This window comes from Actinoplanes sp. NPDC049802 (genome assembly GCF_040656595.1).
In the GTDB taxonomy this organism is placed as follows: domain Bacteria; phylum Actinomycetota; class Actinomycetes; order Mycobacteriales; family Micromonosporaceae; genus Actinoplanes.
In genome coordinates this window covers 21,638-46,261 of record NZ_JBFAMR010000015.1, presented here as the reverse complement: position 1 = coordinate 46,261, position 24,624 = coordinate 21,638, and the positions used below count along the sequence as shown (strand labels likewise).

25 protein-coding genes are annotated in these 24,624 nt (G+C 72.1%); 16 read left to right on the top strand and 9 right to left on the bottom strand.

The features are described from left to right. Positions 1–73: 73 nt before the first annotated feature. The 15 genes from AB0I88_RS13465 (at position 74) to AB0I88_RS13395 (ending at position 15,010) form a co-directional block, all read left to right on the top strand. Entirely contained in the window at positions 74–1,585 is a 1,512-nt protein-coding gene (locus tag AB0I88_RS13465) for a helix-turn-helix domain-containing protein (protein ID WP_361022470.1), read from the top strand. Then, the gene (locus tag AB0I88_RS13460) at positions 1,582–2,796 is read left to right on the top strand and encodes an amidohydrolase/deacetylase family metallohydrolase (protein ID WP_361022467.1); all 1,215 of its coding nucleotides are present in this window, start codon (positions 1,582–1,584) and stop codon (positions 2,794–2,796) included. Before AB0I88_RS13465 ends, AB0I88_RS13460 begins: the two co-directional genes overlap by 4 nt. Next, positions 2,796–3,395, top strand: coding sequence for an IS607 family transposase (locus AB0I88_RS13455; protein ID WP_361022466.1), 600 nt, complete (start codon positions 2,796–2,798; stop codon positions 3,393–3,395). Before AB0I88_RS13460 ends, AB0I88_RS13455 begins: the two co-directional genes overlap by 1 nt. Next, on the top strand, positions 3,392–4,024 hold the full coding sequence (locus tag AB0I88_RS13450; RefSeq protein ID WP_361022463.1) for a hypothetical protein: 633 nt from the start codon (positions 3,392–3,394) through the stop codon (positions 4,022–4,024). Before AB0I88_RS13455 ends, AB0I88_RS13450 begins: the two co-directional genes overlap by 4 nt. After that, positions 4,021–5,430: a transposase gene (locus tag AB0I88_RS13445; RefSeq protein ID WP_361022460.1), complete on the top strand. Its 1,410-nt coding sequence runs from the start codon at positions 4,021–4,023 to the stop codon at positions 5,428–5,430. Before AB0I88_RS13450 ends, AB0I88_RS13445 begins: the two co-directional genes overlap by 4 nt. A 17-nt stretch (positions 5,431–5,447) precedes the next feature. Further along, on the top strand, positions 5,448–5,828 hold the full coding sequence (locus AB0I88_RS13440; protein WP_361022458.1) for a RidA family protein: 381 nt from the start codon (positions 5,448–5,450) through the stop codon (positions 5,826–5,828). 245 nt (positions 5,829–6,073) lie between these two features. Continuing rightward, positions 6,074–7,345: a protein kinase gene (locus AB0I88_RS13435; RefSeq protein WP_361022456.1), complete on the top strand. Its 1,272-nt coding sequence runs from the start codon at positions 6,074–6,076 to the stop codon at positions 7,343–7,345. Next, on the top strand, positions 7,284–7,799 hold the full coding sequence (locus tag AB0I88_RS13430) for a TetR/AcrR family transcriptional regulator C-terminal domain-containing protein (RefSeq protein WP_361022453.1): 516 nt from the start codon (positions 7,284–7,286) through the stop codon (positions 7,797–7,799). Before AB0I88_RS13435 ends, AB0I88_RS13430 begins: the two co-directional genes overlap by 62 nt. A gap of 117 nt (positions 7,800–7,916) precedes the next feature. Then, complete coding sequence (locus tag AB0I88_RS13425; RefSeq protein WP_361022450.1) at positions 7,917–10,040, top strand: acyltransferase family protein; 2,124 nt, start codon at positions 7,917–7,919, stop codon at positions 10,038–10,040. A gap of 142 nt (positions 10,041–10,182) precedes the next feature. After that, complete coding sequence (locus AB0I88_RS13420) at positions 10,183–10,485, top strand: urease subunit gamma (protein WP_361022447.1); 303 nt, start codon at positions 10,183–10,185, stop codon at positions 10,483–10,485. Continuing rightward, positions 10,482–10,889 carry an urease subunit beta gene (locus AB0I88_RS13415; RefSeq protein ID WP_361022444.1) on the top strand — a complete coding sequence of 136 codons (408 nt, stop codon included), beginning with the start codon at positions 10,482–10,484 and terminating at the stop codon, positions 10,887–10,889. The genes AB0I88_RS13420 and AB0I88_RS13415 overlap by 4 nt, the downstream gene beginning before the upstream one ends. Next, complete coding sequence (locus tag AB0I88_RS13410; protein ID WP_361022441.1) at positions 10,886–12,604, top strand: urease subunit alpha; 1,719 nt, start codon at positions 10,886–10,888, stop codon at positions 12,602–12,604. The genes AB0I88_RS13415 and AB0I88_RS13410 overlap by 4 nt, the downstream gene beginning before the upstream one ends. A 49-nt stretch (positions 12,605–12,653) precedes the next feature. Continuing rightward, complete coding sequence (locus AB0I88_RS13405) at positions 12,654–13,301, top strand: urease accessory UreF family protein (protein ID WP_361022438.1); 648 nt, start codon at positions 12,654–12,656, stop codon at positions 13,299–13,301. Between the two features lie 127 nt (positions 13,302–13,428). After that, positions 13,429–14,142 (top strand): urease accessory protein UreG, encoded by a 714-nt coding sequence (ureG, locus tag AB0I88_RS13400; RefSeq protein WP_361022435.1) that lies wholly within the window; start codon positions 13,429–13,431, stop codon positions 14,140–14,142. After that, positions 14,135–15,010, top strand: a complete 876-nt coding sequence (locus tag AB0I88_RS13395) for an urease accessory protein UreD (protein WP_361022432.1) — start codon at positions 14,135–14,137, stop codon at positions 15,008–15,010. The genes ureG and AB0I88_RS13395 overlap by 8 nt, the downstream gene beginning before the upstream one ends. Before the next feature lie 173 nt (positions 15,011–15,183). Here the strand turns inward: AB0I88_RS13395 and AB0I88_RS13390 are convergent, their stop codons facing one another. The 6 genes from AB0I88_RS13390 to AB0I88_RS13365 all read right to left on the bottom strand — a co-directional run bounded on the left by AB0I88_RS13390 (position 15,184) and on the right by AB0I88_RS13365 (position 20,303). Continuing rightward, entirely contained in the window at positions 15,184–16,404 is a 1,221-nt protein-coding gene (locus tag AB0I88_RS13390; protein WP_361022429.1) for an ABC transporter permease, read from the bottom strand. Then, complete coding sequence (locus AB0I88_RS13385) at positions 16,401–17,069, bottom strand: ABC transporter ATP-binding protein (RefSeq protein WP_361022426.1); 669 nt, start codon at positions 17,067–17,069, stop codon at positions 16,401–16,403. Before AB0I88_RS13385 ends, AB0I88_RS13390 begins: the two co-directional genes overlap by 4 nt. Beyond that, positions 17,066–18,484 carry a peptidoglycan-binding domain-containing protein gene (locus AB0I88_RS13380; protein ID WP_361022424.1) on the bottom strand — a complete coding sequence of 473 codons (1,419 nt, stop codon included), beginning with the start codon at positions 18,482–18,484 and terminating at the stop codon, positions 17,066–17,068. Before AB0I88_RS13380 ends, AB0I88_RS13385 begins: the two co-directional genes overlap by 4 nt. Then, positions 18,478–18,957 carry a hypothetical protein gene (locus tag AB0I88_RS13375; protein WP_361022421.1) on the bottom strand — a complete coding sequence of 160 codons (480 nt, stop codon included), beginning with the start codon at positions 18,955–18,957 and terminating at the stop codon, positions 18,478–18,480. Before AB0I88_RS13375 ends, AB0I88_RS13380 begins: the two co-directional genes overlap by 7 nt. 23 nt (positions 18,958–18,980) lie before the next feature. Continuing rightward, positions 18,981–19,889 (bottom strand): hypothetical protein, encoded by a 909-nt coding sequence (locus tag AB0I88_RS13370; protein ID WP_361022418.1) that lies wholly within the window; start codon positions 19,887–19,889, stop codon positions 18,981–18,983. Positions 19,890–19,985: 96 nt separating this feature from the next. Beyond that, a complete protein-coding gene (locus AB0I88_RS13365) occupies positions 19,986–20,303 on the bottom strand; it encodes a hypothetical protein (protein ID WP_361022415.1) in 318 nt (105 codons plus the stop codon). A gap of 187 nt (positions 20,304–20,490) precedes the next feature. Between AB0I88_RS13365 and AB0I88_RS13360 the strand changes: the two genes are divergently transcribed. Beyond that, a complete protein-coding gene (locus tag AB0I88_RS13360) occupies positions 20,491–20,763 on the top strand; it encodes a helix-turn-helix transcriptional regulator (RefSeq protein WP_361022412.1) in 273 nt (90 codons plus the stop codon). A 55-nt stretch (positions 20,764–20,818) separates the two neighbouring features. Here AB0I88_RS13360 and AB0I88_RS13355 read toward each other — a convergent pair whose 3' ends face one another. The 3 genes from AB0I88_RS13355 to AB0I88_RS13345 all read right to left on the bottom strand — a co-directional run bounded on the left by AB0I88_RS13355 (position 20,819) and on the right by AB0I88_RS13345 (position 24,407). Further along, positions 20,819–21,721, bottom strand: a complete 903-nt coding sequence (locus tag AB0I88_RS13355) for a sigma-70 family RNA polymerase sigma factor (RefSeq protein ID WP_361022409.1) — start codon at positions 21,719–21,721, stop codon at positions 20,819–20,821. Between the two features lie 209 nt (positions 21,722–21,930). Then, entirely contained in the window at positions 21,931–22,182 is a 252-nt protein-coding gene (locus AB0I88_RS13350) for a hypothetical protein (RefSeq protein ID WP_361022406.1), read from the bottom strand. Between the two features lie 248 nt (positions 22,183–22,430). Further along, on the bottom strand, positions 22,431–24,407 hold the full coding sequence (locus AB0I88_RS13345; protein WP_361022403.1) for a serine/threonine-protein kinase: 1,977 nt from the start codon (positions 24,405–24,407) through the stop codon (positions 22,431–22,433). Between the last annotated feature and the right edge of the window lie 217 nt (positions 24,408–24,624).

The window sequence follows — 24,624 nt, the reverse complement described above, 5'->3', positions numbered from 1 at the left end:
GCTGCCGACACGGAGGACGCTAATACGCACCACATACGAACCACAAGAGCTTCCGACCGCGAGAGGTGACGCGATGATCATCGGTTTGGTGGTGCATGCCGGCCACCGTGAGCGTTTCGCGGAGGCGGCGCGCACGCTCACCGGCGTCTCCTTCTCCTGGACGGTCTACGAGCGCGAGGAGCAGATCCGCGACCGGGTCGGCGAGTCACTGGCCGCCGGCGGTCTCGACGGCCTGCTGCTCGGCCTCGTCCCCTGGTCGCGGGCCCGTGATCTGATCCCCGCCGGGCTGCCCGTCGCGGTCACCCGGTCGGCCGCGCTCGATCTGGCCCTGGCCTGGGCCCGGGCCCGCGGCAACGGCTGGCCGGCCACCCCGGTCAGCATCGACACGTTCGCCACCGAGACGGTCGACGAGGTCGCCGCGGCGCTGGATCTCGACCGCGCCGCCATCGCCACGCTGCCGTTCGACCCGGAGCAGTCGCTCACCGAGGTGGTGGCGTTCCACCGCGATCACCTGGCCAGGACCGGAGCGGGCTACGTGATCACCGTGCGGACCGGGGTCGCCGCCGCCCTCGACGGCCGGGCCGCCGTCCTGCACGCGCTGGCCACGCCCGGCACGATCCGCGCCGACCTGCACGAGCTGGCGCTCCGCGTCCGCCGCCGGCGAGCCGACGAGCAACGGTTCGCGGCCGCCGTCTTCCGCTCCCCGGAGACGGGCGCGCGTGCCGCCCTGCGCCGCGCCCTGTCCGAGATCCCCGAGCTGGGCGACGCCTGGATCGAGGAGCACGGCACGCGGGAGGTGGTGGCCTTGGCCCCGGCCGCCGTCTTCGAGCGGATCACCGGGCATTGGGTGACCGCGCCGGTCTCCTGGCACGACGCCACCGCCCGGGCGGAGCAGCCGGTGGGCGCGTTCGCCGGGTTCGGCATCGGCCCCTCGGCCCGGCAGAGCGTGTCCCTCGCCGAGCAGGCCGCCGACCGGGCCGAGCGCGACGGCACACCCGCCGCCTACCTGATCACCGACGACGGCGTGATGATCGGCCCGATGGGCGGCGCAGCCGGGCCACCGCTCACCTACACCTACCGTCAGCACGGCGGCCTGGAGGAGCTGGCCGGCCGGGCCGGCCTGAGCCCGGCCACACTGTCCCGGCTCGCCGCGCTCGAGCGTTCCCTCGCCGGCCGGCCGGTGTCCCCCGGCGAGGTGGCGGAGGCGCTCGGCATCACCGACCCGAGCGGCCGGCGCCTCATCCGCAAACTCACCGAGGCGGGCCTGGTCGCCGCGGAAGGCAGCACCCAGCCACATCACAAGGGCCGCCCCGCACGTCTCTACCGCCTGGCGATCACGGCGGCGCTCACCGCGGCGCGCCCCACTCCCCTGTCTGAGCACACCCCGATCACACCCAAGGCCACACCTGAGGCCGGAACCAGGGCCGAACCCAAGGCCAAAGCCGAGGCCGGAGCCGGAGCCCAGACCGGAGCCGGAGCCCAGGCCGGAGCCGGAGCCCAGACCGATGCCGGAGTTGGAGTCGGAGCCGAGGCCGAAAACGGAGCCGAGGCCGCGGCCGCCCGGCCGGTGGGCGGTGGCGGATGACGTTCGATCTGCTGCTGACCGGCGGCGACGAGGAGATCGGGATCCGCGGCGGGCGGATCGCGCAGACCGGGACGGGCCTCTCCCGTGACGCGCACCGCGTCATCGACGTGACCGGGCAGCTGGTGACACCCGGCCTGATCGACCTGCACACGCACGTCGGGCCGGGCTACTGGGCGATCGACCCGGATGCCGTCGCCTGGTGCTCCGGCGTCACCACGTGGGTCGACGCGGGTTCGGCCGGAGCGTTCACGCTCGCCGGCCTGCGCCGCACCGCCGAGGCGGCCGCCGTGCGGATCCCGGCGCTGCTCAACATCTCCGCGGTCGGTCTAGCCGGGCGCACCGGTGAGTGCCGTGACCTGGCAAACTGCGACACCGCCCTGGCGATCGACACGATCCAGGCCAACCGCGACCTGCTGTTCGGGGTGAAGGTCCGCATCGACGCCGGGACCGTGGGCGACAACGGGGTGGAGCCGCTACGCCGCGGACTCGCGGTCGGGGAGGCCTGCCGGGTTCCCGTGATGGTCCACATCGGCACGTCCCCGCCCGCACTGGACGAGGTGCTCGACCTGCTGCGCCCCGGCGACATCGTGACGCACTGCGCCAGCGGCATCGCCGCGCCGCTGGGCCCGGCGGTCCGGGCCGCCGCCCAGCGTGGCGTGCTGCTGGACATCGGTCACGGCTCCGGCGGGTTCGCCTTCGACGTGCTGGAGGCCCAGTTGGAGGCCGGGTTGCGCCCGTTCACCGTCTCCACCGACCTGCACGCCCGGTCCCTGCACGGCCCGGCCTTCGACCTGCCGACCACCATGGCGAAACTGCTCGCCGCCGGGATGACGCTGCCCCAGGTGGTCGCCGCGGCGACCACGCATCCCGCGCGGGCTCTGGGCCTGCCGGGCGGGTCCCTCACGGTGGGCGCTCCGGCCGACTTCGCGATCTTCGAGGTACGGGAGGAGCCGTTCCCGGTCTCCGACGCGCACCGTCAGGTCCGGACCTCCCCGGTCCGCTTGATCAACGTCGCCACCTTTGTGGACGGCCGGCCGCTCCCACCGAGGCTGCCGGCCCCGCCCGCACCGTGGATCCCGCTGACCGAAGCGCAGCGTGCCGCCCTGGCCCGCCGCGATCACGACATCCGCGCCCTGCTCACCACGCCGCTCGTCGACGTGGACGGGTTGGCCGACCAGTTCCCGAGACCGAAACCGAGGAGGTGTGACTAGTGCTTCATTTTCCGAAACGCATCGGCCGTTCCGTGAGCACCGTCCGCAGGTGGGAGTTGGAGGGGCGGATCTCCGTCGAACGCACCCCTTCGGGGCAGCGGTACTTCGACGACTCCGACGTCCGCGCCGTGCTCCAGCCGGGGTTCGAAGCCGCGACCCGGCGCACCGTCGTCTACTGCCGGGTGTCGTCGCCGGGGCAGAAGGACGACCTTGCCTCGCAGGTCACTTCGATGGAGCAGTTCTGCCTGGCCCGGGGTCTCGCGGTGGATGAGTGGGTCAACGAGATCGGCGGCGGGATGGACCTGCGCCGCAAGAAGTTCCTCACGGTGATGGACGCCATCGAGACCGGCGACATCGGCGTCCTGGTCGTGGCGCACAAGGACCGGCTGGCCAGGTTCGGGTTCGGGTTCGACTACCTGGAGCACGTCGCCGCACACAACGGCTGCGAGATCATCGTGGCAAACCAGGAGTCGCTGTCCCCGCAGCGGGAGCTGGTCGAAGACCTGCTGGCCATCGTGCACACCTTCTCCTGCCGGCTGTACGGGCTGCGCCGCTACGAGAAGACACTCAAGGACGAACTGGCTGGTGGTGCCCAATGACCGCCGCCAGCCGCACCGACGACTGCGTCAGCACCGGCAAACTGGCCGAACGCGGATGGACACCCGCCGCGATCCGCCGGTTCCTGGGCGACCCGGACCGCACCGCCCCCAACCCGATGTACCGCTCTGCCGCGCCGATGCGGCTGTTTAGCCTGGCCCGCGCGGTCGCGGCCGAGAACACCGAACAGTGGCAGCAGTGGCGAGCGAAGGCCGTGGAGCGCTCCGCCCGTGGCAAGGCCGTCGCCGAGACCAAGCGGGCAGCCCTGCTCGCCGAGGTCGCCGCGCTCAACATCCGGGTGCCGGTCATGCACCCCGAGACCCTCGCCGAGCGGGCCGTCGAGCACCGCAACAGGGTCAACCGTGAGTGGGCCGAGAGTCGCGGCTACGACGTCGACCCGGCCGATTTGGACGGCGTGGACCAGGCCACCCTGCGCCGCTGGATGGTCAACTACCTGCGGCACGCCCGGACGATCTACGACGCCGCGCTGAGCGACCTCTACGCCCGAGTGGGGCGGGATGCGGCGACCGACGCCATCCGTGAGCGGGTGTACGCGGCCATCGCAGGCGCCTACCCGGCCCTGGCGGACGAGGCCCGCCGGCAGGCCGCAGAACGGCAGGCCGGGCTGTGAAGGTCACCCGTATCGCCTACTCGCACCGCCTCAACGCGGGCAAGTATGCCGCCCTGTCCGAGCAGGCCGCCCGACTGGGCCGGGTCCGGTCGGAGGTGTGGCAGCGCTACGGATCGGTGGCCGGGGCTGGGGTCAAGGACCGGCAGGTCCGTGACGCCTGGCTGGCCGACGGCACCCACCGGCAGCTCAACGTGCTGGCCAACGCATGGAAAGAAACCGTCCGGGACGCGATGGCTGACATCGCCGCCAACGCCGCGTCGGCAAAGGCGGATGTGAAGCGGGCGGTCCGCCGGCACACCGCCGACCCGGACGAGCAAAAACGGCTCTACACCGAGCTGAAGGCCGACCGTTGGGCCGCAGATCCATACCTGGCCCGGCAGATGCGCAAGCACTGCAAGCGCGGCAAGAACCGCACCCACAACCAGATCGTCGTCCGCGCCGACCAGCACAACACCCGAGCCGACGACCGTGGCCGGCTGTGGCTGGCCGTGCCCGGCCTGGAACGCCGTCAGCTCGTGAAGATTCCGCTGAACACCACGGTCGCCCCGACTGGCACACTGCGGCTGATCCTGCGTGACAACCGGGTCGAGGTCCACTACCAGATCGACGCGGCGACCATGAAGACCAGCCAGTATCCGGCCGGCACCGCGACAGTGGGGGTCGACAAGGGCTACACCGAGGTCCTGACCGACTGCGACGGCAACCACCACGGCACCCGACTAGGCGCGCTGCTCACCGCCGAGTCGGATCACCGCAAGGCCAGGGGCCGCGCTCGCGCCAAGCTGCGCTCGATCGCCGACAACGCCCGCCAACGCGGCAACCACGCCAAAGCCGACCGGATCCACCGCCACAACCTGGGCACGGTCAAGCGGGAACGCCGCCGGACGCGGTGGGAAGCCATCGTCCGCACCGAGACCTTCACGGCCGTACACCGGGTAGTCGACAGGGCCGCCGTCGTAGTGGCCGAGGACCTCACCAAAAGCTTCGCCGGGCGCAAGCCGCTCGGCAAGAACACCAACCGTCGCCTCGCCGCGTGGACCAAAGGGGTCACCGCCGAGGCCCTCAAGAACGTGTCGGAGCGCAGAGGTTCTGCGCTCACGCTGGTCAACGCGGCCTATACGTCGCAAGTCGCCCCCTGCTGCAATGGCTTCGGCCGGCGCAGCGGGGATCGGCTTCACTGCACCCGGTGCAGGGTCGTGTGGCACGCAGACCATGCGGGTGCGATCAACGTCCGGCAGAGACTCGGTGATCCCGACATCACCCTGCACACCCCGTACCAACGGGTGAAGCAGATCCTGCTGGAACGGGCCGATCGCCGCCGGACCGGACTGCCCGGCCCAGGACTCCAGCCACCGTTCTCGATGGCGGAGAGCGAAATATCCGATCTGCTCAGCAATGAGCAATGAACAGGAAGCAGTTCCTGATGCCCAAGCGCGCTCTGATGACCGACAAGGCGGCGCCGGCCGGTGGCCCGTATTCGCATGCCGTCGTCGCCGGCGACACCATCTACCTGGCCGGGGCGATCCCGGCGCTGCCGGACGGCACCCGGGTGACCGGCAGCTTCGCCGAGCAGGCGCACGCGGCCTTCCGTAACCTGGCGGCGGTCGCCGAGGCGGCCGGTGCGAGTCTGGACGACGCCGTGCGGGTGGGCGTCTACCTACGCGACTTCGGCGACTTCGCGGAGATGAACGAGATCTACCAGGAGTATGTCAAGGGCGAGCACCGGCCCGTGCGCACGACCCTGCCCGTACCGCTGGTGGGCTTCGACATCGAGATCGACGCCGTTCTCTACACGGGTCCCTGACATCCCCGCCCGGAATGACCCGGTTCGCAGATGACCGAACCGGCTCGACCGATGCATGATCGCCTACGTTCAGCCAGGTCAGCGGAAGTGACGATGATGGAGACTCCGCGACGAGAACGCCCGCCCGATGATCTGACGGGTGACAGCCACGTCTCCATCCGGTGCCCGGTGACACCGGAGCCGCTCCCAGCGGGCCGCTTCCCGATCCGCGTGCCGAACGGGCATCGATCATAGAAGATGAATCCATGCCCGGACCGGGGGAGTCGCTCGGCGGACGATACCGGTTGGAGGACCGGATCGCCGCCGGTGGCATGGGCGAGGTCTGGCGGGCCACCGACACCGTGCTGGACCGTCCGGTCGCGGTGAAGGTGCTGCAGGCGGGCACGGCCGGGGAGTCGAGTTTCCGGCGGCGTTTCGAGCACGAGGCGCGGGTGATGGCCGCCCTGCGGCATCCGGGCGTCGCCGCGGTGTACGACTTCGGCAGCACCGGCGAGGGCGCCTTCCTCGTGATGGCCCGCATCGACGGCCAGTCGCTGGATCAGCGGCTGGGCGAACGCGGTCGGCTCTCCCCCGCCGAGACCATGGCCGTGGTGGCACAAGCGGCCCGGGCTCTGCATGCCGCGCATCAGGCGGGCATCGTGCACCGCGACGTCACTCCCGGAAATCTGATCATCGAGCCGGACGGCAACGTGGTGCTGGTCGATTTCGGGGTGGCCCGGTCGGCCGCGTCGGAGACGTTGACCGGCGCCCGCAACGTCGTGGGCACGGCGTGTTACATGGCGCCCGAGCAGGTGTCCAAGCGGGCCGTGGGCCCGGCCGCCGACCTGTACGCCTTGGGCGCCGTCGCCTACCACTGCCTGACCGGTGCTCCCCCGTTCACCGGCGGCGACGCCGTGACGATCGCGCTGCGGCACGTCGACGAGGAGCCACGCCCGCTGCCGGCGGCGATCCCGGCGCCGGTCCGTGCGCTGGTGGAGCGGGCTCTCGCGAAGGATCCGGGTGCCCGTGCCCCGTCCGCCGCCGCGATGGCGATCGCCGCGACGGACGCGGCCGGCGGCGATTCGGCGGTCCGGGCTGCTCTGCTGGCCACCGAATCGGTCACCGCCCCGATCCCGCGCCGCCTGCCGGCGACCGTTCCCGATCAGCCGCCGGCGGACGACTTCCCCGACGGCCCGTCCCGCTGGCTGCCGGTCCTGACGCTGGTCCTGTCGGCGCTGGCCGTCTTGCTGGCGACGTTCACCGCGGCCGATCTTCTCGGCTGGTTCCGTGGGACGCCGTCGGCTCCGGTGTCGTCCCCGGCCACCCCGCCGAGCCCGGCCGGCGTGCCGAGCCCGTCTCGGAGCCAGTCCGCCTCCGCCTCCGCCACCCGCCGCAGCCCTCCGGCGACCCGTCCACGTTCGCCGGCCCGGACCTCGGCCTCACCATCGGACAGCGTTTCGTCCGAACCGTCCGCCGATGAGCCTTCCGGCGACTCCCCCAGCCCGCCCCCGGCCGACCCTTCGACCGAAGCCGGCTGAGGGACGAAGCCGGCCTGTCCGGATATCGGCAGGTTGTTCGGCTGGCCGTACAACCCAGCTGAGACGACCCCGATCAGGCGAAGACGTCCTGCCGGCGCGGGACATCACGGTCATCGAGGGGACGTGGCAGGAGCAGTTGCGCCGGCTGGCGTACGAGTTCCGGGCGTTCAGCCTCGCCCATCGCGACCTGATCCGGTACGCCTTCGCGGCGGACGACTTCATCCAGCGCGACGGGCCGATGTGGCGTTCGCTGTGTGCCGTCGTGCGCGACGCGGGACTCCGGGAGAGTGATGTCGAGCGGACCGGCGCGGTGCCGGCGGTGCTCGTCGGCGGCCTTCTGCACACCGAGGTCAACGGCATGATGAGCCGGCTCGTCGGGGCCGGCGAGGCGGAGGACGCCGGGTTCGCGCTGGCAGTGGAGTTGCTGATCGACGGGGTCGCCGCACGCTCGTGAGCCTTCTCGGCCATGAGGAAGCGAGTAACCGGCTGTGGATCACCAATGTACTCATAGGTACGATCGGCCACCGAATGCAGATAGGTGCCGTCGCCCTTTAACAGGCTTAGGTGGGACATGTCGGTTTCGCTCGACACGCAACTCCACAGTGCCCGCCCTCCATCGTCTCCGGCCGAGATCGCTCCACCACATCCGGGTTTCCGGCCGGACATCGAGGGCATGCGTGCCGTGGCGGTCACCCTGGTGGTGCTGTCACACGCGGGGATCGCGGGACTGGCCGGCGGCTACGTCGGCGTCGACGTGTTCTTCGTGATCTCCGGCTTCCTGATCACCACGCTGCTGCTCAAGGAGCTGACCCGGACCGGCCGGATCTCGCTGGCCACCTTCTACGCCCGCCGGGCCACCCGGCTGCTGCCCGCCTCCACAGTGGTGCTCCTGGTCACCGTGACGGCGAGCTGGCTGTGGATGCCGGCCACCCGGTTCAAGTCGATCGCCTCGGACGCGATCCACGCGACCTTCTACGGCATCAACTGGCGGCTCGCGAACGAGGGCGTCCAGTACATGAACGCCGACGCCGAGCCCTCCCCGCTCCAGCACTTCTGGTCACTCGCCGTCGAGGAACAGTTCTACCTGGTCTGGCCGCTGCTCCTGCTGATCTTCGCGCTGGCGTGGGGCAAACGGCGTACCCCCGTGATCGTCACCCTCGTCCTGGTCGTCGCCGCCTCGCTCACGGTGAGCATCACGCAGACCGCGTCGTCCGCCCCGTGGGCCTACTTCGGGGCGCACACCCGCGCCTGGGAACTCGCCGTGGGCGCGCTCGTCGCGGTCGGCGCGGCCCGGCTCGCCGGCCTGCCCCGCACCTTCGCCGCCGCCCTGACCTGGGCGGGACTGACCGCCGTGCTGATCTCGGCGTTCCTCTACGACGAGGCGACACCGTTCCCCGGATCGGCCGCCGCCCTGCCCGTGCTCGGCGCCGCCGCGATCATCGCGGGCGGCTGCTCCGCACCGCGCGGCGGCGCCGTGACACTCCTCGGCACCTGGCCGTTCCAGCAGATCGGCAAGTACTCCTACAGCTGGTATCTGTGGCACTGGCCGGTGCTGATGATCGTCCCGCACATGCTGGACGCCGAACCGAACATCCCGCTCAACCTCGGCCTGTCGGCCGGCGCGCTGATCCTCGCGATCGGCTCCTACCACCTGGTCGAGAACCCGGCCCGCAACCACTCCTGGGTGAAGGCCCGGTCCCGGCGCGGCCTCGCCGTCGGCCTCGCCCTGTCCTCGCTGGCCGCCCTCGTCGCCCAGGCCGGCGCCATGAAACCGCCGCAGCTCGCCAAGGGCGCACCGGCCGTCGACACGGCACAGAGCGTGGCGGCCGCCGCCGACCCGGAGTCCGAGCTGCGGCGCATCATCGCCGCGTCGGTGGACACCGGGAAGCTGCCGTCCAACACCACGCCCCGAGTGCAGAGCGCACGCAAGGACAAACCGACCTACTACGCCACCAACTGTCACCTCGAATACCTGGAGACGACGGCACCCGGGCCGTGCGCGTTCGGCGACCCGGCCGGCAAGCGGACCGTCTACCTGCTCGGCGACTCGCACGCCGCGCACTGGTACCCGGCGATGGAGGCGATCGCCGGGGAGCGCGGCTGGAAGCTGATGGTCCGCACCAAGAGCGCCTGCCACGCCGCCACCGTCCACACCTTCAGCACCGCCCTCAAACGCGCGTACACCGAGTGCCCGGTCTGGCGCCGGCAGGTGCTCGCCGAGATCAAGCAGACCAGGCCGTACCTCGTGGTGATCTCGTCGAGCGGCAACGACGGCAACCCGCTGCTCGACGAGAGCGGCCACCGGGTGACCTCCGGAGCCGACCAGCTCTGGGCGGACGGGTGGGCGGCCACCTTCCGCACGATCAAGGGTCCGAAGACGAGGCTCGTGCAGATCCGGGACACCCCGTGGCCCGGGCACGACGCCCCGGAATGCCTCGCCGAGCACTCCCGGAAGATCGCCAAGTGCGTCGCCGCCGCCGGCACGGCCGTGCAACTGCCGGGCCGGCAGGCGATCGTCGAACGGGCCGCCAAGGCCAACGGCGTCCAGGTGGTCGATCCGACCTCCTGGTTCTGCACCGCCGAGGACTGCCCCACCGTCGTCGGCAACCTCCTGGTGTGGCGCGACGACGACCACATCACCACCGGGTACGCGTCGATGCTGGCCCCGCTGCTCGGCGCCAGGTTGCCGAGGTAACCCCCGCCAGAAGAGCCGGAAACGGCCACGTCACCGCGCGGAAGCACGGTGAGGCGTGGCCGTTCCGTGTTTTGATCCTCCTAGCTTCACACGTCCGAAACTTCCACCTGCGAGCATTTCGGGGCGCTAACAGGAGGTTCCCTTGTTCCTCAGCCAGCACGAGCAGGAACGACTGCTCATCCACGTCGCGGCCGAAGTCGCCCAGCGACGCCGCGAGCGGGGCCTTCGGCTCAACTATCCGGAGGCCATGGCCGTCATCACCGCCTTCCTCCTGGAAGGCGCCCGGGACGGGCGGACCGTCGCCGAGCTGATGGATTCCGGCCGCCGGGTGCTCACCCGCGACGACGTCCTCGACGGCGTCCCCGAGATGATCGCCGAGGTGCAGGTGGAGGCCACCTTCCCGGACGGCACCAAGCTCGTCACCGTGCACGGGCCGATCGCATGATCCCCGGCGAGGTCCTCCACGGCGAGGGCGACATCGAGATCAACGCCGGGCGCCCCACCGTGGCGATGACCGTCCGCAACACCGGTGACCGGCCCGTCCAGGTCGGCTCGCACTTCCACTTCGCCGAGTCCAACGCGGCCCTCGAGTTCGACCGCGCCGCCGCCTGGGGACACCGGCTCGCCGTCCCGGCCGGCACGTCCGTCCGGTTCGAGCCCGGCATCCCCCGCGACATCACCCTCGTGGCGCTCGCCGGTGGCCGCGTCGTGCCCGGCCTGCGCGGCCTCGCCGGCGGACCGCTCGACCAGCCGTCACCCGCCCTCGAACCCGACCCCACCGACATCGAGCCGGCCGGCTCCCTCGACGAGGACACCGGCGACGGCGAGCACAACGGGAGCCCGCGGTGAGCTTTCTGGACCGCGGCCGGTACGCCGCCCTCTACGGACCCACCGCCGGCGACCGCATCCGGCTCGCCGACACCAACCTGCTGATCGAGATCGAGGAGGACCGCAGCGCCGGTCCGCGACCCGGCGACGAGGTCGTCTTCGGCGGCGGCAAGGTGATCCGCGAGTCGATGGGCCAGTCCCGCGCCACCCGCGCCGAAGGCACCCCGGACACCGTCATCACCGGCGTCGTGGTGCTCGACCACTGGGGCATCGTCAAAGCCGACGTCGGCATCCGCGACGGCCGGATCGTCGCCATCGGCAAAGCCGGCAACCCCGACACCATGGACGGCGTGCACCCCGGCCTCGTCATCGGCGCGGGCACCGAGATCATCGCCGGCAACGGCAAGATCCTCACGGCCGGCGCGATCGACAGCCACGTGCACCTGATCAGCCCGACGATCCTGGACACCGCGCTCGCCGCCGGCATCACCACGATCATCGGCGGCGGCACCGGCCCGGCCGAGGGCACCAAGGCCACCACCGTCACGCCCAACGCCTGGCACCTCGCCCGGATGCTCGAATCCCTCGACACCTGGCCGATCAACGTGCTGCTGCTCGGCAAGGGCAACACGATGTCCGCCGAGTCGATGTGGGAACAACTGCGCGGCGGAGCGGGCGGCTTCAAACTGCACGAGGACTGGGGCACCACCCCGGCCGCCATCGACGCCTGCCTGGGTGTGGCCGACGCCTCCGGCGTACAGGTGGCCATCCACACCGACACGCTGAACGAAGCCGGCTTCGTCGAGGAGACGCTGCGCGCCATCGCCGGGCGATCCATCCACGCCTATCACACCGAAGGCGCCGGAGGCGGGCACGCCCCGGACATCATCACCGTGGCGTCGCACCCCAACGTGCTGCCGTCGTCGACCAACCCGACCCGGCCCTACACCCGCAACACGCTCAGCGAACACCTCGACATGCTGATGGTCTGCCACCACCTGAACTCGGCCGTGCCGGAGGACCTGGCCTTCGCCGAGAGCCGGATCCGGCCGTCCACCATGGCCGCCGAGGACTACCTGCACGACCTCGGCGCCATCTCGATGATCGGGTCGGACTCGCAGGCCATGGGGCGGGTGGGTGAGGTCGTCATGCGTACCTGGCAGACCGCGCACGTGATGAAGGCGCGCGTCGGCGCACTGCCCGGCGACGGCGCCGCGGACAACCAGCGCGCCAAGCGCTACGTGGCGAAATACACGATCTGCCCGGCCGTCGCGCACGGCATGGCCGCCCAGATCGGCTCGGTCGAGCCCGGCAAACTGGCCGACCTGGTCCTCTGGGATCCGGCCTTCTTCGGGGTACGGCCGGCGCTCGTCCTCAAAGGCGGCATGATCGCGTACGCGCAGATGGGCGACGCCAACGCCTCCATCCCCACCCCGCAGCCGATGCTGCCCCGGCCGATGTTCGGCGCCTACGGCGTGGTTCCGGCGCAGACGTCGCTCGCGTTCGTCGCCCCGGCCGCCATCGACGCGCTGCTGTCCGACCGGATCGGGGTCAAGCGGGCGCTCGTCCCGGTCGCGGACACCCGGTCGGTGGGCAAGGCCGACATGCCGCTCAACGACGCCATGCCGCGGATCGAGGTCAGCGCGGACACCTTCGAGGTACGCATCGACGGCCTGGTCATCGAACCGGACCCGGTCGACGAGCTGCCGATGGCCCAGCGCTACTTCCTGTTCTGATGGGCCGGTCACGCCACGTGTTCGAGCCCTCGACGCGTACGGGTGCGGCATGAGCCTGGCCACTCTGCTGCTGCTCGCCGACGGGCGGCTGCCGTCCGGTGGGCACGCGCACTCCGGCGGGCTCGAACCGCAGATCGCGGCCGGCCGGGTGCGCGACATCGGCGGGCTCGACGGGTTCCTGCGCGGAAAGCTGGCGACCAGCGGGCTGGTGTCGGCGGCGTTCGCGGCGGCGGCCTGCGCCGACGTCGGGCGGGCCGCCGAACTGGACGCCGGGCTCGACGCCCGGACGCCGTCGCCCGCGCTGCGGAAGGCGTCCCGGGCCCAAGGGCGTGCGCTGCTGCGTGCCGGGCGGGCCATGTGGCGCCTGTCCGCGCTGCCGTCGCGGGAACCGCATCAGCCGGTCGCTCTCGGCGCGCTGGCCTCGGCTGCCGGGCTGACGCCCGGGGACGCCGCGATCGCGACGGCGCACGGCATGGTCACCGGTTCGGCCAGCGCGGCGGTCCGGCTTCTCGGTCTCGATCCGTACGCGGTGCACGCGCTCCTGGCGCGGCTCGCCCCCGAGTGCGACCGGATCGCGGCCGTGGCCGCGCAACGGTCCGGCGACCCGGTGGACGATCTGCCGGCCGCGGGCGCTCCCCTGCTCGACATCGGTGCCGAGCACCACGCCACCTGGGAGGTGCGTCTCTTCGCATCCTGAACCCGTCCTTCGGCCGGCCGTGAGCGCTGCCCCACCCCCCGCCGGCCGTCAGAGATGCCTCACACCCGCTGAGACAGCGCCGGCAGCCGGCCGGCGTCTCATCGCAACCTGGACCTGGAGAAGGAACATGCATCCGGAACCGCACGAACACGGCCCCGACGAGGTCCCGCACACTCACCCGGACCCGGGGGTGGATCCGCACGAGCCGCTGCACACAGGCGCCCGCGCGCTGCGTGTCGGCATCGGCGGCCCGGTCGGATCGGGCAAGACCGCCCTGGTCGCGGCGCTGTGCCGGGCGCTCGGCACGGAGTTGCGGCTGGCCGTCGTGACCAATGACATCTACACCACCGAGGACGCGGACTTCCTGCTGCGCAACGGGGTGCTCCCGGCGGAACGGATCCGCGCCGTGGAGACCGGCTGTTGTCCGCACACCGCCATCCGTGACGACATCTCCGCCAACCTGGACGCCGTCGAGGACCTGGAGACCGCGCTCGGCCCGCTGGATCTTGTCCTGGTGGAGAGCGGCGGTGACAACCTCACGGCCACGTTCAGCAAGGGCCTGATCGACCGGCAGATCTTCGTGGTCGACGTGGCCGGCGGCGACAAGGTGCCCCGCAAGGGCGGCCCGGGTGTGACCACCGCCGATCTCCTGGTCATCAACAAGACCGATCTGGCCCCGCTGGTCGGTGCTGATCTGTCGGTGATGGACCGGGACGCCAAGGCCCGCCGCCACGAGCTGCCGACCGTCTTCCTGTCGCTGGCCGAGGACAAGCAGGCCACCCCGGTCGCCGATTGGATCCGTGCCCTGGTCGCCGCCCGTACCACCGTCGCCGGTGCCTGACCTCGCCGAGCCGGAGGCCCGGACGGAGACCCTGCCCGAGACCCGGACGGAGACCCTGCCGGACAGCCGGACGGAGACCCGGACGGAGACCCGGACGGAGACCCGGACGGAGGCCGCCGGGCGCTTCATGCGGGCGCGGGCGGCCGTGGTCGCCGAGGCGGACGGGCGCGGCGGCACACGGCTCGCCGTGCTGCGCGGCGAGTCCCCGCTGCTGCTGCGCCGCACCGGCCCGCGGGGAACCGGCGGCCTGACGGTGCACCTCGTCGGCGGTGCGGCCGGTCCGCTGCGCGGCGACGAGTCGCGGCTGGACATCGAGGTGGGGCCGGGCGCCACGCTGGAGATGCTCAGTGTGGCGGCCTCGCTCGCGCTTCCGGGCCGGCCCGGTCCGCCGTCCCGTCTGACGATCACCGCGACGGTCGCGGCCGGGGGCACGCTGCGCTGGCTGCCGGAACCGCTGATCGCGGCGGCCGGCTGCGACCACATCACGGTGACCCGGGTCGAGGTGGCCGAGGGCGGCACGCTGCTGTGGCGCGACGACCTGGTCTGCGGGCGGCACGGCGAGCCGTCCGGATCGGTTCGCGCGGACACCACGGTCCGGTATGCGGGCGTCACCCTCTACCGGCACGAACTGGCGGTCGGCCCGAACGCCGCGGGCTGGGACGGCGCCGCGGTGCTGGGCGGTGGCCGGGCGGTGGGCACGCTGGTCGCCGCCGGTTCCGGCTTGCCGCGGCCCGGATCGGGCGGCCCGAACGCCGCGGTGATGCCGCTGGCCGGCCCGGGCGTGCTGGCCACCGCGGTGGGCGCCGACATCCGCGAGGTGCGGGCGGCCCTCGACCCGTTCTGCGGCCCGGCGCCACTCACGGCGTGAGCCGAACCGGAAGACCAGGATCAGCGCGCGACGCGGGCCGAGCCGGACGAACCAGGATCAGCGCGCGACGCGGGCCGACGCCACGTACAGCGTGAACCGAACCGGACGGGATCAGCACGCGACGAGGGCCGGGCAGCTCACGGGCCCGAGCCCCTCACCGTGGTCCTGATCGTTCAGCGGCGCAGCGCCTCGACCGGCTCGATCCGGGCCGCGCGGTATGCCGGGTAGGCTCCGGCCAGCAGCCCGGCCGCGAGCCCGATGAGCGGCGCGAGTGCCACCGTCAACGGTTCGGCGATCGGCGTCCAGCCTTTGACCGCCGCGGTCGTCACCACCGCGACCACTCCGATGCTGCACCCGAACAGGCCGCCGAGGGCCCCGAGCACCCCGGACTCGGCCAGGAACTGTGCGGCGATGTGGATGCCGCGGGCCCCGACCGACCGTCGCAGGCCGATCTCCCCGACCCGTTCCAGTACGGCGACGAGCGTGGTGTTGGCGATGCCGACCGCGCCGATGACCAGGCACACCCCGGCCAGCATGAGAAAGAGGCTGCCGAGGTCGCCGTCCACCTCGTCGCGCAGTTCCCGGGGATCGGGCGGGGGCAGGGCGGTGAGCGTGTCCGGTGCGTCCGGTCGCAGCGCCCGCGGCACCTCGGCGGCGACCTGCCGGGCCGCTCCGAGTTCGGTGGCGATGAGCATCTTCGGCCGTTCGTCGCCGGGGGCCGCGCCGATCACCGGCGCCGACCCGGACGGGATCATCACGGTCAGCAGCAGGGCCGGCATCCGCCGCACCTGGTCGGCGATGCCGATCACGCGGTACGGCACCTCGCCGATGAACACCGCGGGACGCGTGCTGAGCGAGGTGATGCCGAGTTGCCGGGCGATTCCGGCGCCCAGCACGGCGACCTGCGCCCCGGCCCCCTCGTGGTACGCGTCGAAGGTACGCCCCGCGGTCATCCTGGGTGCGACAGCGGTGAACAGTCCCGGCGTCACGGCCATCACCGGGATGTTCCGTCCCATGGCGGCGTCCCCGACCGGCGCCGCCCGTACCGGGGCGCCCGCGGCCGGCACCGGCCAGTAGACGCCGCCGCCGACCACGCCGTTGACCCGGGCGAGCCGCGCGTCCGCGTCCGGTGGAAACGGGGTGGGCACCAGGTCGGGGTCGGTCTTGCCGGAGTCCTCGACGGTGACCTCGGTGGCGACGAGCGCGTTGAACCGGCTGCCGATCTGCCCGGAGGCGGTGGCGGTCAGCCCGAGCACGGCCACGAAGGCGCCCACGCCGAGGACCGTGCCGAGGCAGGTGAGCAGGGACCGGCCGGGCCGTTGGAGGATGCCGGCCAGTGCCTCGCCGATCAGGTCCCGTGGGCTGATCGCCGACAGTTCGATCCGCTCCGTCATGCGGCGACCCCGTCGCGGATGCTGATGGTCCGCCGCCCGCGCGCGGCGACCGCCGGGTCGTGGGTGATCACCACGACGGTGAGTCCGCCGGCGTGCAGTTCCTCCAGCATCGCGAGCACGCCCGCGGCGGTGGCGGTGTCGAGCGCGCCGGTCGGCTCGTCGCAGAGCAGCAGGCTGGGCCGGGTCACCAGGGCGCGGGCGATGGCCACCCGCTGCCGTTCACCGCCGGACATGGTGCGCGGCATCGCGGTGCGCCGGTGGTCGAGCCCGACCCGGCCGAGCGCTTCGCGGGCCCGGCTGCGGCGTTCGGCGGCGGGCACCCGGTGGTAGAGCATGGACAGCATCACGTTCTCTTCGGCGCTGCGGTTGTCGAGCAGGTGGAAGGACTGGAAGACGAAGCCGATCCGGCGTCCGCGCAACGACGTCCGTTCCCGGTCACGCAGGATTCCGGTGTCGATGCCGTCCAGTTCGTACCGTCCTTCGGTGGGCCGGTCGAGAAGCCCGGCCACGTTGAGGAACGTCGACTTTCCGGAGCCGGACGGTCCGACCACGGTGACCAGCTCACCGCGTTCGATCACCAGGTCGCAGGGGCGCAGCGCGGGCACCGGTGGCGGGCCCGGATAGGTGAGCCCCACTCCGGTGAACCGGATCACCGGGGCGCTCACGTACCCACCAGGACCTGTGCGCCCGGCTCCAGAGCCGCCCCACCGACCGGGGTGACCTGCACGAACCCGTCGCCGACCAGTCCCGGCACCACTTCGATCCGCTGCCGGGCCGCGCCGTCCACGACGGTCACCGAGGTCTTGCCGTCGGCGCCGGCCGAGACCGCGGCGAGCGGCACCACCAGCACCTCGCCCTCGCTGGAGGCGGCCGTCACGGTGAGCCGGACGTCCTCGCCGGCGAGGTTCGCGTCGAGCGCGCCGCCGGGCACGGCCACCATCTCGTAGCCGGTCAGGGTGGGGTCCGTGGTGGCCGCGTCGCCGCTGGCCTGCTCCGGCTGCGCCGGCGTGTCGGCCACCGACCTCACACTGGCCTTCGCGGTGGTCCCGCTGATCTCGGAGAGGATCTCCACGGGCATCCCCGGCCGGATCAGATCCTTCTGGTACGCGGTGAGCCGCCCTTTCACGACGAGCCGCCCCGCCGACACCGTGAGCAGCGCGTCCTCGGCCAGGGCGCCGACCGAGGCGGACACCTTGTCGACCCGTCCCGGGAAGCCCCGCAGGTAGACGATCTCACCGGCCGGCATCATCGGCCCGGTCCGCCGGGTGACCCGGCCGCGTTCCCGCCGGGCCTGGGCGAGGTCCTCCCGCCGGTCGCCGACGGCGATCCGGGCGGTGGCCTTGCCCGCGGCGGGCGCCGCCTCGAGTGCCAGTTCGGCGTCGCGCAGCGCCCGTTCGGCGGCGGTCAGCGCGGTCTCGGCCTGGAGGAGCAGCGTCTCGTCGTCGGGACCGGCGGGCATCGGCTCGTAGCCCTTGGACTCGTAGAACTCGCGTACCGCGTTCTTGGTGCCGGGGCCGTAGGTCCCCCAGGCGTCACCGCCCCGGCCGAACCCCAGCCTGGTCAGGGCTTTCTGGAGCTGGGCGACGTCCTTGCCGGTGGCGCCGGGCCGCAGGTCCCGGTAGGCCGGCGTGGCGCCGGGCAGTGCGAACACCGGCCGCCCGGAGATCTCCATGAGCACCTGGGCGGAGGTCACCTCGGCGCCGTAGCCCACTTTCAGGGCGGTGACCACGGGTGTCCCCTCGGTCCCGCCCCGGGCCCGGACCTCGACCGACTGCTCGGCGCCGACCTTGCCGCGCAGCACCACCGAGGCGTTCAGGACGCGCCGTTCGACCGGTTCGGTGAGTGTCGACGGCGGCGGTGGCGCGGTCTCGGCGGCCACCTGGGCCGGAGACTTGAGCCGGGTGGCGACGGCCAGCGCGCCCACGGTGACCAGCACCGCGGCCAGCACGGCGTAGAGCAGCCGGCGGTGGGCCGGCCGCACCCCCGCGTCCTGCGGGCCGGTTTCCGTGTGCACTTCGAGCCGCCGGGTCACCTCGGCGTCGTCCTCCCCGTCGCCGCCGCGCTTCCGGCGGATCAGCACCGGTCGGCCAGGATGTACATGTTCGCCGCCTTCCACCGGCCGTCGACGGGCCGGAGCACGATCTCGGTCAGCTGGGAACGCTCACCACCGAGTTGGCCCGGCAGCGGCTCGCCGGTGGACGCGGCGTGCAGCCGCCATCGTCCGATGTCGACACAGTCGACGATGCGCCGGGCGTCCCCGTCCAGCGTCATCTCCTCGATCCGGTGCCCGACCGTCCCGCGGGTGACCCGGTCCTGTTCGCGGGCCGCGGCCAGGGTGCCGCGCACCGTGGAGAGCAGCGGGTCGGCGATCTGCTCGGCCAGGGCGGGCAGGTCCGGATCGGACGTCTCGCGGGCCGCCACCCAGGCCGCCCAGAACCCGTCGTACGCCGCCCGCACGTCGTCCGGCAGCGGCCCGGCGCCGGCCGGTGGCGTGGGCCGGTCCTGGGCGCAGGCGCTCATGGCGGTGGCCGCCAGCAGCAGCGCGGCGGCCACCCTCGTTCCCCGGTCCGGCACGGTCACGCCCCGTTGGCGAGCACTTGACCGGCCCGCTCGACCTCGTTCTCCACCTGCGCGCGGACCTCGTCGAGTGCCTCACGGTTCCGGGCGATCAGCTGGTTCTCGTAGCCGGCCTGCACCCCGAACCAGATCTGCGGCAGCCGGGTCTGTTCCTTGCAGCGCACGTCGGCCGTGGCGATGGCGCGTTCCGCGGCGGTCGGGGTGGGCGCCCACTCCTGGCCGGCGGCCTCGGCGGGGGTGCGGTACCGGTGCCCGGCCGCCGCCATGCACTCGCTCCACGCGGCGACCACGGTGACCACCCGTTCGTCGGCCGCGGTGGCCTTGCCCGCCTGCTCGGACAGCCGGCCGTCCAGTTCCACGTCGGCGTCGGGTCCGCCCTCGCGCAGTTTGCGGGCCGCCTCGCCGCTGCAGCCGCCCGCCGGCACGTCCTTGCCGGGCGGCACACCGAACTCGTCGTCGCCGGTGAGCGCGGCCAGTTCGGCGTGGTCGGCCTTCCGGGTGGCGCCACCGCGGCGCTCGGCGTCGGCGGCGATGGATTCCGGCGAGTGGTAGCCGTACCGGGTGGCCTGTTCCATGTCGACGATGCCGAGGTCCAGTCCGGAGGTCCACAGTCTGCCCTGCCGGGCGGGCGCCGGCGGCTGCCAGGTGGCGAACCCGAGCCGGCGCATGCACTGCTGGATGATCAGTCCTTCGGCCCGGCTGATGACGGTGGCCTGCTCGGCCGAGTGGCGGTAGGCGGCCAGCGGCAGTTCGAGGGCCGCGCCGTCGGACACCTCGGGCAGGGCGGAGGCGGGTGCGAGGCTCGGCGGGACGAGCGGCTCGTTCGCGGCGTCGCCTGACGCTTCGTCGCCGCATCCGGCGAGAAGTAGCAGGGCGGCCAGTCCGGCCACCCACTGGTGTTGCTTCACGGTGTCGGGGCTCCTGTCGGTCGCGGTGGGATCGGGGCACGCGGATGTGCCGCAGGGCGTCGGCCCTGCGGCACATCACGGCTTTCGATCACCGGGTCAGCACTCGGTCTGGATGTTCCCCCAGAGGAGCGTCTCCGAGCTGTAGCCGACCTTTCCGGTGTTGCGGTTGGTGTGGTAGTCCCACCACGGGTCGCCGCTCACCGTGCTGCCGGGAGTGAAGCACCACAGCCGGGCGGTGTGGCTGGTCTGGCCGAGCCCGAGGACCCGGGTGTCGCTGGTGTTCGGCGTCTGACGGATCCGGACGTTGCTGCCGCTGTAGCCGCCGTCGACATAGGCGACGGCCGGCGCGGCCACCGCCAGTGAACCGCCGAGAGCGAGCACGGCGGCGCCGGCAAAAATCTTCGCCTTGCGCACATTACCTCCCCGTTACGCGATGAACAGACATCGACGGCGGCCAGACTAGAATCACGCCGGCGATCTGATCAACAGGTCCGCCGAAGATTGGCGGGATACCGCCACCGCATCGGGTGAACGCGGGCGAACGCGTTCCGGCCGGATGCCCGCGATGCCGTAGAGTGACGCAAGCCATGGACAGGCATCGATGCTTTACGCCAGTCAGCAGGGAGATCACGTGTACGGCAACGGGGAAGCCGGTACGCCGCCGGCACTGACCGACCGGCAGCGCCGGATATTGCTGCTGATCTGCGAGGGCGCCACCGATCGCCGGATCGCCGGCCGGGTACTGGCCAGTGAGCGCACGGTGCAGCGCGAGATCGCGGAGATCAGAACGATTCTCGGCGCCGCCTCCCGCACCCAGATCGTGGCGGCCGCGGCCCGCCACGGATTACTGTTCGGGAAATCATTAAAAATGTGAATTGAAACGGGCGCGAATTCCGGCCGCTGCCGGATTCCGCGCCCGTCGGTGGCGATCAGGCGGCGACCGCGATCGGCACGCCGTGACTGTCGGTCAGCGCCAGCCGGGTGTGCAGGCTCCCCTGCTGCGCCACCTTGGCGAAGTACTCGGTGCGCCGCCGCTGGAGGCAGCCCTTCCGCGTCCGTGGGCCGCCCGCCGCCACGGTGAGCAGCTCCGGCGCGAGCGACGAGTTGAGACCCTCCCGCAGCAACCGCAGCGCCTCGGTACGCAGTTGGGAGATCCGCGACTCGGTGACGCCGAGCCGGGCGGCCACCTCGCTCAACGGCTGCTCCTGTAGGAAAGACTCCTCCACCACCTGACGGAGCCGCTCCGGCAGCGCCTGGATGGCCTGATGCAGGTACCCGAGGCGCTCCCGTTTGAGCAGCAGGTCCTCGGGTCCTTCGGACGTCTCGGGAACCATCTCCTCGGCCGCGCCGGTGGGGAAACCCTGAAGGCTGAGCAGCGAGGCCTTCTGCACGTCGTCCTCGACGCTGGCCAGTTCGGAGACGCCGATGCCGAGCACCTCGGCGACCTCGGCGTCACTGGGCGTGCGGCCCAGCGCGGCGGTGAGTTCCTGACGGGCGGCGGCGGCACGCCGGGCCCGCGCCCGCACCGATCGGCTGGCCCAGTCCTGGCCGCGGAGTTCGTCGAGCAGGGCGCCCCGGATCCGGACGGCGGCGAAGCGGTGAAAGGGGATGCCGCGGGTCACGTCGAAGGAGCGTGCGGCACCGAGCAGGGCCGCGAAGCCTGCGGACGAGAGGTCGTCCGAGTGGACATGGCCGGGTACCCGGTTGAGCAGTTCCCGGACCAGATGGCCAACCATCGGCATGTTCTCGCGGATCAGGTCCTCGATGTCGCGCGCCGACGGCGCGTCGTGGGCGGTGCCGATGGTGGCGGGGAGTTCGGTCGTGGCGGTCACGTAGTCCTCCTCGCTGGTACTAACCGGCTGGTGAAGCCGGCTGACAAGGAGAACAGTGGCCGCCGCAAGGTGCAGTGGCGGCCGAACTCGGTTGCATTTGTGGAGTTTTTTCATGAAAAACCTCAGGCCGGTAGGGACCAGCACGGACCGGCGAGGTTCAAACACGGAACCCGGCCGTCGGCACGGCCGGGTTCACGAAACAGGGGACGTCAGTGCAGCACCGGCATGCGCGGCGCCAGCACCTCGGCCAGCTCCGCGTGCACCCACGCCATCCGCCGCACCGCCGCCTCCGGGTGGTCGCCGAACTCGGTGGCCACACCGGCGGCACACCCGTCACTGCCGTGCCGCAGGATCATCATGGTGATCGCCTGCTCCACGGATGCCCGGGTGGGGCTCTCGGACGGCTGCAGGTACGAGACGAACAACGCCTCGGCGGCCAGATCCTTGACTGTGCTGATCATTTGTCGAACTCCCCGATGTCGACGACCTGCTTGAACTCGGCTGACACCACGTTGCCGGGACCCGGGCTCTCGCCCGTCATCCACTCGGGTGTCACACGGGCCGGCAGCCACGCCGTGCCAAAGTGCCGCAATCCGGACCACCGGAGCGGAGCAGAAGCGCCTGTCGGTCTGCGTTCACCGTAACGCGGCAGCCGGCCCGCCGGCCCGTGGTTTTCCGGGCCGAACGGGCCGAACGCCCCGTCTTTCGGTCACTCGCCCGCGGCGTCTCCGGCACAATCCGGGTCCGCCGAATCGCAACCCTGGTCGAGCGAGCTGCCCGGGGCCGGCGGCGTGGTCGGGTCGGTCGGGTCGACGACGCCTCCGCCCGGGTTCGACGGGCCCTGGGACGCCGGCACCGACGGCTCGACGGTGTTCGTCGGGCCGGTGCCTCCCGGTGTCGCCGTCTTCGACGTGGTGGTCCCCGGGACGGGCTTGACGGTCGGCTTCGACGTCGTCCGCGACGGCTTCGGCGTCGTGGTGATGTGCACGCTGCCGCTGGGGCCGATCGAGATGCCCGGCGAGGTGGTCCGGTCGCCCAGGCGCGCATTGCCGTCGGAGAGGATCTCCACCGGACGGGACGGCTCGCCGGGTTCGGACGACACGTACGTCTCGCAGGTCTGGTCGTTGAGTTTGAACACCATCGGCGCGAGGTTGCTCTCGGTGTATCTCCCGGTGATCTGCATCGTGGTGGTGCGCTGCGGGGCGATCGCGGTGTTCGAGGTGACCCGCACCTCGCGGTCGTTCTGCGTGAGCGAGATCTTCCCGTTGCCGGAGAGGACCTGGTCGCCGTTCATGAGGAACCACAGGTTCCACTCGTCGATCGGGGTGTCGTCCCGGTTGGCGAGCGTCACCTGGGCCTTGAACCTCCCGTCGGCGTCCGACCAGACGGCGTAGCTGACCACGCACTCGCCGGACGCGGGCACCACGGTGGGCTGCGGCGTCGACGCGGTCGCCGGAGTCTTCTCGGACTGGCCGAGCGCCGTCCAGCCGTAGGTGAGGCCGCTCAGCACGGCCACCGTGCCGGCCACCACCACGACCCGGCGCACCCGGACGTGGGTGCGGTTGGGCGGGCGGAAGTCCGGCGGGGGCGGCGGTGGGCCGCCGGCCCCGGGCCGCAACGGCGGCGACGAGCGGGCGGGCAGCCTTTCGAACGGCGCCGACGACGGCTCGGTGGCCCCGGACGGCACCGTGCGGCCCGGGTTGTCCGGGTCGGTCGCCTCGCCCGCCGCGGCAGCCGCCGCCGCGGCCGCCGGGCCGAAACCGGAGTACGGGTACCCCGACGGGAGGATGAAGGTGTCCTCGCCCTCGTCCCAGCCGGCGTCGAAGCCGGAGGTGACCATCGGGGCGCTGGCCGACGCGCCGGCCAGCACGTGCGCCAGCTCGGCGCTGGACGGCCGGTCCCCCGGATGCTTCTCCAGGCAGCGGGCGATCAGCGCCTCCACGGTGGGAGGCAGGCCCTCGACCGGTGGCAACGGGTCGGGCTCGGTGTACTGATGCGCCCGCAGCAGGGCGGTGGTGGTGCCCACGTCCCACGGCAGCTGGCCGATCAGCATCCGGTAGATCAGCAGGCCGACCGCGTACACGTCGGTGGCCGGGCTGACCACGCCGCCCTCCAGGCGCTCGGGCGCCAGGTAGGCCGGGGTGCCCATCAGGCTGCCGTCGGGGTCGGTGTCGTTCTCCCCGATCAGCGCCGAGATGCCGAAGTCGACGACCTTGGCCCCGCTCGGGGTGAGCATCACGTTCGCCGGGGTGACGTCGCGGTGCACGATGCCCCGGGCGTGGGCCGCCGCCAGCGCGGCCGCGACCTCGGCGGAGATCCGCAGGGCGGTCGGCCACTTCAGCAACCGCACCCGGGCCAGGACGGCCGCCAGGGACTCGCCGTCGACGAGCTCCATCACGACATAGGGCACCGGCTCGCCGTCGACCGTGGTGGCCTCGCCGTAGTCGTACACATTGGTGATGTTGGGATGCGTCAGCCGGGCGGCGGCCTGGGCCTCCGCGCGCAGCCTGCGCCGGAACGACGGGTCGGCGCTCGTCGACGGCGGTAGGACCTTGACCGCGACCTGCCGCCCGAGGACTTCGTCGAACCCTCGCCAAACCACTGACATCCCGCCGGCACCGAGGCGCTCGACCAGTCGGTACCGACCGGCGAGCAACCCCGAACCGGGCAGGTCCGTCGTGCTCATGTGCCCCCACATGCGCGCTTCGAGAAGATCGCCGGACCGCACCGCCATGCCGCCCGACGCCGGGCGAGTCGGGCCCGCCATCGGACTCCGAGCATCCCCCATCGACGGCGAGGATGTTAGTCCCAATCGGTCACCAGATCGACCGGCACAAGCGGATCTACCTGCGCATCATTACCGTCAGTTCGGTCACAGGAGCCCCACGTACGGGGGGTTTGCG